Raw genomic sequence first — 12,897 nt, 5'->3', positions numbered from 1 at the left:
TAATACTCGGAGTATTAAAAAAATAAAATGAAAAAATGGATACAGGCCGCAAGGCTCAGAACGTTGCCGCTGTCGGTATCGGGAATAATTATAGGAAGTGCCTATGCCTATTACAGAGAATATGAAAACTGGGAAATAGTTGTATTGGCTTTGCTGACAACACTTTTCTTTCAAATACTTTCCAATTTTGCCAACGATTACGGCGACGGCGTGAAAGGAACCGACAATGAAAACAGGGTAGGACCACAACGCGCCATCCAAAGCGGAGCCATTACGGCATCTCAAATGAAAAAGGCAATCATTATTACATCAGTATTGTCACTGATTTCAGCTGTGACGCTGATTTACATTTCTTTCGGAAAAGAGAATTTCGGCTATTCACTGTTGTTTTTCGTTTTAGGAATCGCCTCTATAGTCGCGGCTATTAAATATACAGTAGGAAAAGGCGCTTACGGTTACAGCGGATTCGGAGATGTTTTCGTTTTTATCTTCTTCGGATTGGTAAGTGTTTTAGGGTCGAATTTCCTTTTTACAAAGGAATTTGATATGGTTCTGGTTTTACCGGCAATCGCAATAGGTTTTTTAAGCGTAGCCGTTTTAAATCTGAATAATATGCGTGACATCGAAAATGACAGAAACTCCGGAAAGAACACCATAGTAGTAAAAATGGGATTGCAGGCCGCGAAATATTATCATTACACTATAGTTATTCTGGCCGTTTTATCCATCTTTGTTTTTTCTGTTTTGGAGGAAATAAGCTATTTTGCTGCTTTGTTTATAACGGTTCTGATGTTTCGACATTTAAAAACGGTTCAAAAAGCCAAAACATACACCGATTTCGATCCGGAATTGAAAAAAGTAGCTTTAGGAACATTTGCTTTGGCAATCATTCTTTCTCTAACTATGGTATTCTTCAACTAATTAAAAAATATAACCTCATGAAAATCACATTTTACGGTCATGCCTGCATCGGAATTGAAGTGAGCGGCAAACATATCTTGGTCGATCCGTTTATCACAGGAAATCCAAACGCTTCTCATATCGATATCAACACCTTAAAAGCAGATTATATTTTGGTGACGCACGCACATCAGGATCATGTTCTCGATGTGGAAGCTATTGCAAAAAGAACACAGGCTACCATTGTTTCCAATTATGAAATAGCAACGCATTTCGGTCATAAAGGGCTGAATTACCACCCGATGAACTACGGCGGAAACTGGAAATTTGATTTCGGAACCGTAAAATACGTGAACGCCATCCATACCAGTTCCTTTGCTGATGGAAGTTATGGCGGACAACCGGGCGGATTCGTAATCGAAGGCGAGCACAAAAACATTTACATCGCAGGTGATACAGCGCTAACGATGGACATGAAACTCATCCCGATGCGCACCAAATTGGATTTAGCGATTTTGCCTGTCGGTGACAATTTCACGATGAACGTAGACGATGCTATCATCGCGTCCGATTTTCTGGAATGCGATAAAGTTTTAGGCTACCACTACGATACTTTCGGATTTATCGTAATCAACCACGAAGAAGCCATTAAGAAATTCTTCGACAAAGGGAAAGACCTGATGCTTTTGAATATCGGAGATTCAATCGATTTATAATTTTTTTAGGAGCGGATGGCTTGGGCTTTTCTTGGAATCCATGTTCCCGCTGTCCATTCTATCTTTTCAAATGGTCATTTCGAGAGCCTCAATGACCATTTGAAAAGGATGCCACTCCCATCGGGGCTATTAGATTAACCATTTTCATATCTGTAAAAGTTTAGATGATCACCGCAACATATAAAAAGTACTTGCTCAATTTCAAGCGTCCTTCGGGAACCTCAAGAGGTATTCTGACAGAAAAGGAAACTTGGTTTATCATCCTCGAAAAAGAAGGAAAGAAAGGAATAGGCGAGTGTGGAATTTTAAGGACTTTAAGCATTGATGACCGACCGGATTATGAGGAAAAACTAAAATGGGTGTGTGAGAACATCCATTTAGGGAAAGACAAACTCTGGGAAGCCATGTTGGAATTCCCATCCATCCAATTCGGAATCGAACAGGCTTTTTTATCACTGGAAGCCGAAAATCCATTTTTATTATTCCCATCGTATTTCACAAAAACCGAAAAAAGTATTTTCATAAACGGTCTGGTATGGATGGGTGATGAGGTGTTCATGAAAGAACAAATCGACGAAAAATTAGCAACCGGATTTAAGTGCATCAAACTCAAAATTGGCGCTATCGATTTCCAAAAAGAATTGGATTTATTGCGTTTCATCCGAGCCAATTTTGATGCCAAAACCATCGAAATAAGGGTGGATGCTAATGGCGCTTTTGGTTTAAATGAAGCTTTAGGTAAATTAAATCAATTGTCTGGGTTTGAATTGCATAGCATAGAGCAGCCTATCGCTAAAAACAATGCTGGCAGGATGGCAGAGCTATGCAAAACGACCCCTTTTCCAATTGCTTTGGATGAAGAGTTAATTGGCGTGTTTTCTCTGGAAGAAAAAGAAGCGTTACTCAAAAAAATCAAACCGCAATACGTTATCCTGAAACCCAGTTTAGTGGGTGGTTTCCGCGGAACAAAAGAGTGGATTGACTTGGCTGAAAAATTCGGAATCGGCTGGTGGATTACCTCGGCTCTGGAAAGCAACATCGGATTAAATGCCATCGCACAATGGACCTACACACTTCAAAATCCGATGCCGCAAGGATTAGGAACCGGCGGGTTGTATACCAATAATTTTGATTGCCCCCTGGAAGTAAAAAACGGTCAGCTTTGGTATGAAAAAGATAAAATATGGGATACGTCAAAATTGAATTTTGAATAATATAATTACTCAAAAAACTGCTTTAGGCAGTTTTTTTTATTCCTTTTATCGAAAACTTAACGTCTTGTTAAGATTCTTACAAATCATAATTCTAAATTAGAGTTCAAATTATCGAATTTTATTGCAATTGTTTAAGCTTGCTTAATACCACACCGAGCATCTTAAACTTCCAAAATAATGATCCTAAAGAGATTTTAAGGGTCAAATGGGTTATGCCGTTTGATTGTTCGTTTGCAACTGCTCCAGTTTTGCGAGTGTTTTTTGCTGTGCCCTTCGGGCTCGGTTTGAAATAAATTTTTTGTAAATGTAAAATCTTTAAATATGAGAACATTATTACTAAAGAAAAGGATTTGGAGTAATTTAATATTACTCTCGATTTTATTGTTTACGACGCTCTCGTTTGGGCAAACCGTAACACTTGATCAGGCCGATTTGGATTATGCCCCAGGGGAAACAGTTTATATCACTGGAACTGGATGGCAACCCAATGAGGTAATTAACTTAAGAATAGATCACCTTACAGACCCCATACCCGATCACGGAACGCCAGATCCCCACGATCCTTGGACTATCGTAGCAGATAACTCGGGTAATTTCGATGCCTCATGGTTTGTCACGGAATATGAATTGGGTTCTGACCTTTTGCTTGTTGCCGATGGTTCAGAGTCCGGCTTTACTTATGAAGTATTTTTTACGGATGGAAATATAACGATTACTCCATCCACTGTTTGTGCGGGTGCGTTGGTAACAATGACTGCTAGCGGTGGCGGAAGCGGATTCACAAATTTTAAATTTTACAAAGATGATGGAGATGGTACTCCGGATGCTGGTGACTCTCTTCTTCAAGATGGATCATCAAATACATTTACAATTAATTCATCAATTGTAATTAATACAGGCGTTTATTATATTATACAGTCAAAAACTGGTAATACTCAAACTAGTGAATTAGATCCTTTAACGGTTTATGCTCCTTCTGTAGGAGGGACAGCAATTACTTCAACAACATTACCAATCTGTGAAGGAGGCAATGTACAGCTTTCGGTAAATGGTGCAACAGGTACTGTTGTAAAATGGCAGCGTTCAGCCAATGGTACAACCTTTACCGATATTGGTGGCTCTGGGGGAAGTCCTTATACAGTAAATAATATTTCTGCTACGACTTATTATCGTGCAGAAGTAAAAAGTGGAGTTTGTACTTCCGATTTTTCAAATAACATATTAGTAACTGTAAACACTAGACCAGATATTACTTCTAATCCTTCAAATCAGATAGTTAATGTTGGTAATAATGCAAGTTTTAATGTTTCTGCAACAGGAGCAGGATTAAATTTCCAATGGCAAGTTAATACAGGGGGCGGTTTCTCAAATTTAAATATAGCTCCCCCATACAGTGTGGTTAATACCGCTACTTCATCTGTATTATCTATTACAGATGCAACATTAGCCATGAATGGGTACCAATATAAGTGTATGGTGAGTGGTGCGTGTCCTTCAGCAGTTACTTCTGGAGCAGCATCTTTAACAGTTAATAATCCTTGTGTCGCACCTGTTTTGAGTATTGCACAATCAAATGTGAGTTGTAACGGAGCCAACGATGGAGGTATAATTTTAACAACTAATGGAGGAAATCCAAATCCATTTTCATATTTGTGGAGTAATGGGGCTACGACTAAAGATGTATCGGGTCTTGCACCAGGTAATTATACAGTAACCGTGACCACTGCTTCAGGAGGATGCTCTGTGACATCAGAAATTATCACCATCACTGCGCCATCAGCCATTTCGGGTAGTGGAGCTGTAACTTCGGATTTTAATGGAGCGGAGTTAAGTTGTGCTGATTCGACAGATGGAGAGATTACCGTTACAGCCAGCGGCGGAACCGGAGCATTGAGCTACAGCATCGATGGAGGTTCTTACGGATCAAATAATGTGTTTTCGGGTCTTGGAGCCGGATTGCATACCCTATCGGTTAAAGATGCCAATGAGTGTACATTTGCTGTTGAATCGGTAACCATCACTGCGCCATCAGAAGTGGCTGCATCATGCTCAACCACTAATAATCTACTGTATTATGGTTATTCAGGCGATCAAACAGCTACAATTACGGTTAATCCTTCGGGAGGAGTTGGACCATATAAGGTTTCAATATCGATGAATCGTCCACTTAACTGCAATGTTTTTACTAATGCCGGTGATGAATCATGGATACCGGGTGCGAATACTAATACTAGTCTTAATACAGCTGTTTCTTGTCCTTCATCAGGATCTTTATCAGTAAATCCCGTTTCTACTTCCAATTGTACGATCAACGCTAGTACAGGTTATTCGGTCACCGTTTCACTAATGGCTGATGCTACCTTTACCGCAACGGTAATGGATGCCAATGGCTGTACAAAAACCTGTACAATAACTGTTTTAGCTGAAGATGTTCGTTGTTTTGCCGGAAACAGTGGCAATCAAAAAATTGCTATTTGCCATAGAACAGGTAGTAATAAAAATCCGTGTACCAGCATTTGTGTTGATCCGAGTGCGGTGGCAGAGCATTTAGCTCATGGTGATGTTTTAGGTAAATGTCCTCCATCAGGTTGTCCGACTATTACAGGTAATAAATCTGATATTTCTTTTAACGTAATAGCTCATCCAAATCCTAGTAACAATCAGTTTACTTTTGAAATTGAGAGTGAAAGTACAGATGAAATCAATATTAATGTGTTAGATATTTCCGGAAGACTAATAAAAGAAATGGTAAATATCAAAGAACCTAATGTGACTTTCGGGGAAAATCTTCCAAGAGGCGTTTATATCGCGATTGTCCAACAAGGCAGTAATCAAAAAACAATCCGAATAGTTAAAGAGTAACGCGTTTAATTGTTAAATAAAAAACTCCGGCAAAATGTCGGAGTTTTTTATTTTATAGAAATGAGGATTTAGTTTTCAATTACGATTGCATCCGCGGTGGCACCTAAATCAAGTAAAATTTTTGTGATGGTTTTTACAAAATCTTCAGGACCGCAGACATAGAAGTTCTGACTGAAATCTACAATGTTTTCAATAAGGAAATTACGGTCAATTCTTTTGCCCTGAAAACCAACCACATTTTCCCTGGTGTAAAAATTTATAAAATTGTTTTTCAGCATTTTGCGCAATTCATTGCCCATTATTACGTCTTCGGAAGTTTTGTTGACATAGATTAACCGGTTACCATAAATCTGGTTGTTTTTGTAAAGATCCCGGAATATTGAAATAAAAGGAGTGATACCCGCACCTGCAGCAATGAAAACTCCCGGACCTTTATAATTTATTGTTCCGAAAACATCATGAAGGATTAATTCATCACCTGCGTTTATTCGTCCCAGTTCATCGGTTACACCATTGCGATCTTTGTATATTTTTATCATGAATTCCAGATAATTGGATTCTTTCAGATTCGTAAAAGTGAACGGACGCTTTTCATTTTTCCACTTAGGTTGATTAATAGAGATTTCAGTGGCCTGTCCGGGTACGAAATCATATCCGATGGGTTTTTCCACTACGAACGATTTTACATCATGGGTAATAAATTGAGCCTTTAAGACTTTTACAACATGGTTGTTTTTCATAAATTTCTATTTTGAACAACACCTGCGAAGGTGAATAATTTTTTAGCTTCCTTAAAGTTACTGAAAAAATTAATCGTGAAAAGTAAATCGGATTGTATTTGAATGAGATTTTTAAAATGAATTGATTTGATTCAACACATCATTCATTTAAAATTACCTGATTATCTTGTTTGAAGTAAAACCTTTGTTGCTTGATGCAATTTATTTTTCCTTTTTATTGAGGAATTTTTCAATCATCGGGACAATAAGTTCACTTTCTTTAAAGTCAGGTTTTAATGTCGTTATTTCCCCGATGTATTCTCCATGTCCGCCAGGAATAATAGCTAATTCTGAATTAGATATCAGTCTGTGCATTTCAAGAGCATGTTCCGGAGTAATCACATCATTGTCTCCAATTACAATTAGAGTGGGAGCCTTTACGGTTTTGATTTTTTCATCCGGAATATCAGTGAAATTACTCATTCTGTTTACGTCTTTGTCGTGCATTGTTTGTAAACCGGTTGAATCTGAAGCTACTTTTTTATAACCTTCTTTTAATTGCTTCGGCATATTTTCCAGGCGAGCTTGTTTCATAAATCCCCAAAACTGCTCGGGAACTCCGTTGCGTTTGGAAAGGGCAGATCCTAAAATAATTTTGTCAACGATTTCGGGGTGTCGGATGCTAATTTGTAAAACGGTCGTACCTCCATTGCTGAAACCGAAAAAGTCCGCTTTATCGATGTTCAGGTTTTTGAGAAGTGTGGCAACATCGTCTGCATCCTGTTCAAATGTGAGTGGTTTATTTCGGTCGCTTGTACGTCCGTGAGCTTGTAATTCGACAGCTATAACTTTTCTGTTTTTAGCCAATAGTGGGATAACTTTTTCAAAAGTAGTCTGAATCGTTGAACCACCGCCATGAATAAGGACAAGAGGTTTGCCTTCTCCATAAATTTCGTAGTACATTTTTAGTCCGTTAACGTTGGAATAACCACTTTCGAAATGTAAATTATCGGTTGCCGCGTTTGTCATAGTATCGGATGTTGTTTCAGCTCCTTTTTCCTTGCAGGAAGTTAAGGTTAAAAATAGGAAAGTCAAAATTGCTATTACAGGTCTCATTTTGATATTTGTTTATTGTTAATGCGATAATGAGGATTCTTAACCTTTCGGAATAACATCATTTTTATTTAGCCGAATCATCATTAGTTAGCGCCTTTTTTAGGAATTCGTTAAAAAACAGAATGACATCTAAATTTACTTTCGAAGTAGTTTCATGTCCGACATTTTCGTAGGTTGTATATTTAGCGTTAACACTTTGATTCTTGTAAATCTGTTGGCAGTGTTGCCATCTGTTTTGTGTCTGATTCCCTAATGTTGTATTGATAATTCTTCGCTCATCATCATTATAAGCATCGTCATATTGAACGGCATCATTATCATCCAATGCTCCCATGTAAATATACTGTGGAATATTTTTGAACGCAGTTTCGTTGAAAGCCTCCTTTGTTATCTTTTTTATGTCATTGATGCCAAGCGGATAATTGAGTTTCTCACCTTTATATTCGCTTAATGGTAACATAAGTTCACCATTAAAACCTCCGATGGCAAGTGCTTTTATGATTTCGGGATGCAGAAATGAAAATCGGTTTGTAAAAGAAGCAGAGGCGGAAAAACCATTCATAAAAATCTGATCATTAACCATAATCCCTAAATGTTTAAGTTCTTCTTTACCGTGATTGATCATATTGATAAGTTGCAGATCCAGTCTTTTTAATGATTCTGACTTTTCGAAAATCACATCCCTGTCTAAAGCATGTGTATAAACCAATGCTTTTGATTCCGGCCTTGGAAATATTGGTACTAACAAGGGGATTTTTAATTCTGTTGAAATATTATTGCCGACGGAACTTACAGAAGCTGTATGAATAGCACTTTTTCTGTGGACTTCCATTGAGTCGGAGATTGTTCCTGTATTGTTGGGTTCAACCAGTAAATAAATTTGTTTGTTTTTTGGTGTGCCTTTTGGAATAAATAATAGGTAATCGTTGTGGAAACCTTTTTTAGGATTTTGACGAATAATAATAAGACTGTCTTTTTCAATTCTTTCTGCCTTTTTTTGCGCAAAATTTTGAGAAATTGAAAGAAAGGTTACAAATAAAACTAAATATAATTTCATGGCTTGCAATTTCTTTATTTGTCAGATTAATTGGAGTAATGTTACAAATTGCTGAAAGTCAATCCAATTTGTTTCAACTGTTAATGGGAACAGCTTGTTTATTCTTCCTTATCATTTGTCAGTTAACCAATCCATAACCGTTTGAAGGAAAACTCTTCACTGGAGAAGTCGTTTTATACCCGTCTTCGGCTATTCCGCCTTCGGGAAATTTTCCCTGGAATGTGTTTGTCATAGTGTGTCCATCGCATTTGAAATCATCGCCCCAGGCATAACGTTTTTCAGGTTCTGAACCTCAATATCCAGGTTCTGAACCTCATTATCCAGGTTCAGGACCATGTTATCCAGGTTCAGGACCATGTTATCCAGGTTCTGAACCACGTTTTTCAGGTTCTAAACCTCATTATCCAGGTTCTGAACCGCGTTTTTCAGGTTCAAAAGCGCATTATCCAGGTTCTAAACCTCAATGTTCAGGTTCCGGACCATGTTTTTCAGGTTCCGGACCATGTTTTTCAGGTTCTGAACCATATTAATCAGGTTGTCTGACGTAAAAAACCAGGTTCTGAACCAAGATAATGCGCTTCTGAACCAAGATAATGAGCTTCTGAACCTCATTAATTAAGTTCCGGACCACATTCATCAGATATTTAACTATATCACTTTAAGTCTGATTCAATCTGTTTTTTTAATCACATAGAGACATAGATTTTTTTCGTTTAGTAAGGCATGTTATTTAATTACAGTAAATTTCAGCAATACTATACGAGACTGAAGTCTCAAGAGATTAAGCGACCAAAGCACTGGACTGTCAAACTCTTTTTCTATGAGACTATACTATTATATTGGTTGATGAACTACATTTTCTGTTTTTCTTTGTGACGTTTTTTTGCTTCCGTTTTAAGCTCTCTCTTTTTTGATTCGTATAATTTATACTGATCCGGTGTCAAAATGTTTTTCAGTTCATTCTCTTTTGCAATATCATTACTTTTCAGCTTTTCCATTTTGTTCTTACGCGGTCCGGCCATGTTTTTCAGTTCCTCATTCATTTTTGCATACTTTAAATTAAGTTCCTGCACCAACGGAATCTGTTCCGGTGTAAGGTTAAGGTTGTCTTTCATCCAAGTCGTAATCTTTTCGGCACGTTCCATTGGCGTGGATTTAGATTGTGCCTGACCATTTACCGCTGTCAATAACACAAAAGCCAGCAGTGCGAATACGGTTTTTTTCATAATTTTTTTTGTTTAGTTTATTAATAAATTCAAATATGAATAGTGTTTTCGAAGTATAGTCCATCGTTACATTACGGATAAATGCCTGTGTTTCTCGATTATAGACAATCATTGACCAGTATTGCTTTACCGGTGCATTATCAGGGACATGGAGTTTCTAATGTTTGCTGCCATCATTAAAAGGTTTTTGATCCTGTACTTGAATCGTAAAGCAAGTGAAGAAAATAATGCATGGGACGACGATAATTTTGGTAGCGTTTTTCATAAAAAATCATTTTAGTTAATACTATAAACATTGCATCCACTGAACGTTTGCGGCCAAAGACATCTAAATCACCATTTTGTAATCAGTCCGTCTCGAAATGGATAACAGATGAATCTGACTGCATCACTTTTTTTGCATACCTATTTTTTAAAATTAACTATAAATGTACGAGTTTGTTTATGCGTCAGCTTAATTTAAAAGATTAAATTCATGAAAATCAGTTAATTAGCATTTTTTTTTATTAAAAAAGGGTGGTGTGGAAAAGTAAAATACGGCTTTTGTAACAGAGGTCGCCGTTATTTAGAAATAGTTCCTTTTAGATTTAAGCAAATAAGCGGTTTTGGATTTACAGATTATGACGGATTAGAGAAAAATAGGAGAGAATTGCAAATACTGGCTCTTCCTAATGGTTACTAAACCCTATTTGCACAAAACCGCTGTTAGTGGTAATTTTAAATATTTTGAATTGTTTTTTTCTTTAAGATTTTTATGTACAGTTATACCCAATTATAATATTTTTAAAAAAATCACAACGCTGTCATGTTTTAAAAAGATGATAAATTCTCTACTGAAAAGTCCTCGGATTGCAAATCCGTACTGTCCAACCACTGACCAATTTGCGCGATCGTGACGTTTTTTTAAAAATGGCAAAAACTACCGTGTGAATACAAATAATAAATCGGAACACAAATTTCAGATCGATATTTACTGATTTACAATGAAATTATATTTCAGCTTCTGTTTTTTTTATTACATTTAAATTTTAGAAGAACTTATTTTGAGTAAGCATGTTTGAGGATTTTCTCCGAATAATTTCGGGAGCGCAAAAAAAACACAACCTGTCTTTTTTTAAAATAATAGGGTATAACTTCTTTTCAGAAATACATTAGGCGAATAGTAAAATTCCGTTAGCATTATGCTAATTAATTTTAAGCAACTAAAATGAAAAAACATACAGAATCGACTTATTCAACACTAGAAGTGAATCATTCAAAACCCAATAGCCAAATAACAGCTGCCGATTTCTTACCCGATCCGGAATCTCGCTTAGATTCTGCAAAAATGAAGTACAAACCAATGGCAGACTCTGATATTCCGTACAGAGACTTAACTAATGCAGAGACTAAACGAGAAAGCATTGGCCAATTAATCGACAAACTGGATGTTGTTAATAACATTAGGTACCAAAGAACAATAGAAGACACTTATTGTAATGTTTACTCTTATGATTATTGTCGTTTCTGTAAAGTGTATCTTCCTACTGTTTGGTGGACAGACCAAGCCCTGGAAAAAATATTGGAAGGACAGGAAGTAGAACCGCTTATGGGAGAAACCGTAGATCACATTTATTCCAGTGCCATACACGACTGGTTTTTAAAATGGGGAGAAGATTTTGGATGGAAAAGGATGTTTACTGCTGAAGAAATTCAAAATAAAGTGAACACCGATGGAGGTGTTGGAATAATTTGTGCCAAAAGGAAAGAAAAAGGACTCTCTGGACATATCGTTCCTGTTGTTCCGGAAACGAACGAGCATCAAGCTTACAGAGAGAATGGCGTGGTAATATACCCACTGCAATCACAAGCGGGAAAGGTGAATTACAATTATTTTTCAGAAGTTAAAAAAGATTGGTGGAATGACGAACTATATTCCTCTTACGTGTTTTATTACCATGACTAAACTATGGACTTAGAGTTCATGATTTGATAGGCAGTCTGAACGTCTGCAGGGTTGCAGCCTTAATTTAGTAGCCACAAATTACACGATTTAATCTGTCTGTATTTGTGTAATTGCTGCGCACTTCGCTATCCTCGAGTTATGGCTAAAATGCTTTTAAAGGCTAAAGCAAAATGCACTAAGCAAATAGTTTTAAACTATATCTGAAACCAAGTAATCCAAGTAATTAATCAGACAATTGGAGTGTTTTGTATTATTATTTGATTTTCAATGAATTAACCATTTGAAATAAGATAATAATGAGTACCTTCGCAACCTGGAAAAAAACAAGAGCAGCAAAAGCTGTAACAAGGCAATTTATCTACTTAAGTTATTGATATTAAAATGATTAATGGCTGTAGTGATTTTTAACTCCATTACAAAATTTTGCTTTTTATCAATCGGTTAGTCGATTCAAATGCAAAATTTCTGAGGCTGAAATATAAATTCCTATAATTTAAAAGTAAGAGAATGGATTTAAGAATTTGTTTAATCCATCCGTTTGAAGGATTGTTTTTGTTTAGATTCCCAGTAGATTAAACACGTGCTTCCGAATAAAAATAATGACTTTAAAAAGTTCAAAATAACCATAAAAAGAAAACTAGTATAAATGAAAGACAATCAGACAAAAAAATATTATTGGGGAATTGGATTAGAAAACGAAACCTACATGCAATTTGAAGAATCCCTAATAGTTTCTGGTGAGTTTATACAAGAAAAAATTGGTTTTGAGCGATACAGCATTGATTATAGAAAATGCTATAAACCGGAAAGTTTGGCCCCCTTATTAAAAAAAGCTTTTGGTTGTAACGAAAACTACAAAGTGAGCAGAATGGTTAATAGTCATTCGCTGGAAAAGCTCGACATAAACTATCAGCACAAAACGTTACCGGATGTTAAATCATTAGTTGGAAGCACCGGAATAGAAGCTGAGTCGCCAAAACCAATTTCAAATCCGGAATATTTGGGGAAATCCATCATGGAACTTTTTCTTGAGGATCAGCCGTACAATATTCAAAGTATGATTACCCAAAGAAATAAAACGATGGGATCTGTACATTTTGATGGTGATTCTATCGAATTTGTAACCAAATATTTTGAAAACA

General features: G+C 36.6%; 11 protein-coding genes and 1 pseudogene. 6 read left to right on the top strand and 6 right to left on the bottom strand.

Annotation, left to right across the window (positions count from 1 at the left end):
• Positions 1-27: 27 nt before the first annotated feature.
• The 4 genes from VLB74_RS10165 (at position 28) to VLB74_RS10150 (ending at position 5,692) form a co-directional block, all read left to right on the top strand.
• Positions 28-921, top strand: a complete 894-nt coding sequence (locus VLB74_RS10165; RefSeq protein WP_325203347.1) for a 1,4-dihydroxy-2-naphthoate polyprenyltransferase — start codon at positions 28-30, stop codon at positions 919-921.
• A 17-nt stretch (positions 922-938) separates the two neighbouring features.
• Positions 939-1,616 (top strand): metal-dependent hydrolase, encoded by a 678-nt coding sequence (locus VLB74_RS10160; protein ID WP_325203346.1) that lies wholly within the window; start codon positions 939-941, stop codon positions 1,614-1,616.
• Positions 1,617-1,783: 167 nt separating this feature from the next.
• Complete coding sequence (locus VLB74_RS10155) at positions 1,784-2,830, top strand: o-succinylbenzoate synthase (RefSeq protein ID WP_325203384.1); 1,047 nt, start codon at positions 1,784-1,786, stop codon at positions 2,828-2,830.
• 321 nt (positions 2,831-3,151) lie between these two features.
• A complete protein-coding gene (locus tag VLB74_RS10150; RefSeq protein WP_325203345.1) occupies positions 3,152-5,692 on the top strand; it encodes a T9SS type A sorting domain-containing protein in 2,541 nt (846 codons plus the stop codon).
• Positions 5,693-5,760: 68 nt separating this feature from the next.
• Here VLB74_RS10150 and VLB74_RS10145 read toward each other — a convergent pair whose 3' ends face one another.
• From VLB74_RS10145 to VLB74_RS10120, 6 genes are all read right to left on the bottom strand, one after another.
• Positions 5,761-6,432: an FAD-binding oxidoreductase gene (locus tag VLB74_RS10145; RefSeq protein ID WP_325203344.1), complete on the bottom strand. Its 672-nt coding sequence runs from the start codon at positions 6,430-6,432 to the stop codon at positions 5,761-5,763.
• A gap of 201 nt (positions 6,433-6,633) precedes the next feature.
• Positions 6,634-7,527: an alpha/beta fold hydrolase gene (locus tag VLB74_RS10140; RefSeq protein WP_325203343.1), complete on the bottom strand. Its 894-nt coding sequence runs from the start codon at positions 7,525-7,527 to the stop codon at positions 6,634-6,636.
• Positions 7,528-7,591: 64 nt separating this feature from the next.
• The gene (locus VLB74_RS10135; protein ID WP_325203342.1) at positions 7,592-8,584 is read right to left on the bottom strand and encodes a hypothetical protein; all 993 of its coding nucleotides are present in this window, start codon (positions 8,582-8,584) and stop codon (positions 7,592-7,594) included.
• 118 nt (positions 8,585-8,702) lie between these two features.
• Entirely contained in the window at positions 8,703-8,816 is a 114-nt protein-coding gene (locus VLB74_RS10130; RefSeq protein WP_325203341.1) for a hypothetical protein, read from the bottom strand.
• Entirely contained in the window at positions 8,813-8,962 is a 150-nt protein-coding gene (locus VLB74_RS10125; RefSeq protein ID WP_325203340.1) for a hypothetical protein, read from the bottom strand. The genes VLB74_RS10130 and VLB74_RS10125 overlap by 4 nt, the downstream gene beginning before the upstream one ends.
• Before the next feature lie 473 nt (positions 8,963-9,435).
• Positions 9,436-9,810 (bottom strand): hypothetical protein, encoded by a 375-nt coding sequence (locus tag VLB74_RS10120; RefSeq protein ID WP_325203339.1) that lies wholly within the window; start codon positions 9,808-9,810, stop codon positions 9,436-9,438.
• A 1,207-nt stretch (positions 9,811-11,017) separates the two neighbouring features.
• Between VLB74_RS10120 and VLB74_RS10115 the strand changes: the two genes are divergently transcribed.
• On the top strand, positions 11,018-11,755 hold the full coding sequence (locus tag VLB74_RS10115) for a hypothetical protein (RefSeq protein WP_325203338.1): 738 nt from the start codon (positions 11,018-11,020) through the stop codon (positions 11,753-11,755).
• Positions 11,756-12,401: 646 nt separating this feature from the next.
• A pseudogene (locus VLB74_RS10110) lies at positions 12,402-12,897 on the top strand (hypothetical protein); the annotation flags it as partial.

Source organism: Flavobacterium sp., from assembly GCF_035456225.1.
Lineage (GTDB): Bacteria > Bacteroidota > Bacteroidia > Flavobacteriales > Flavobacteriaceae > Flavobacterium.
Note: the sequence above shows the minus strand (reverse complement) of the source record. Positions and strands in the feature narration are given on the sequence as shown.

What these genes read in the sequence shown, in the direction of transcription:
- VLB74_RS10165 (WP_325203347.1), top strand. Translation starts at nt 28, where the DNA reads ATGAAAAAATGGATACAGGCCGCAAGGCTCAGAACGTTGCCGCTGTCG.
- VLB74_RS10160 (WP_325203346.1), top strand. Translation starts at nt 939, where the DNA reads ATGAAAATCACATTTTACGGTCATGCCTGCATCGGAATTGAAGTGAGC.
- VLB74_RS10150 (WP_325203345.1), top strand. Translation starts at nt 3,152, where the DNA reads ATGAGAACATTATTACTAAAGAAAAGGATTTGGAGTAATTTAATATTA.
- VLB74_RS10145 (WP_325203344.1), bottom strand. Translation starts at nt 6,432, where the DNA reads ATGAAAAACAACCATGTTGTAAAAGTCTTAAAGGCTCAATTTATTACC.
- VLB74_RS10140 (WP_325203343.1), bottom strand. Translation starts at nt 7,527, where the DNA reads ATGAGACCTGTAATAGCAATTTTGACTTTCCTATTTTTAACCTTAACT.
- VLB74_RS10135 (WP_325203342.1), bottom strand. Translation starts at nt 8,584, where the DNA reads ATGAAATTATATTTAGTTTTATTTGTAACCTTTCTTTCAATTTCTCAA.
- VLB74_RS10130 (WP_325203341.1), bottom strand. Translation starts at nt 8,816, where the DNA reads ATGACAAACACATTCCAGGGAAAATTTCCCGAAGGCGGAATAGCCGAA.
- VLB74_RS10120 (WP_325203339.1), bottom strand. Translation starts at nt 9,810, where the DNA reads ATGAAAAAAACCGTATTCGCACTGCTGGCTTTTGTGTTATTGACAGCG.
- VLB74_RS10115 (WP_325203338.1), top strand. Translation starts at nt 11,018, where the DNA reads ATGAAAAAACATACAGAATCGACTTATTCAACACTAGAAGTGAATCAT.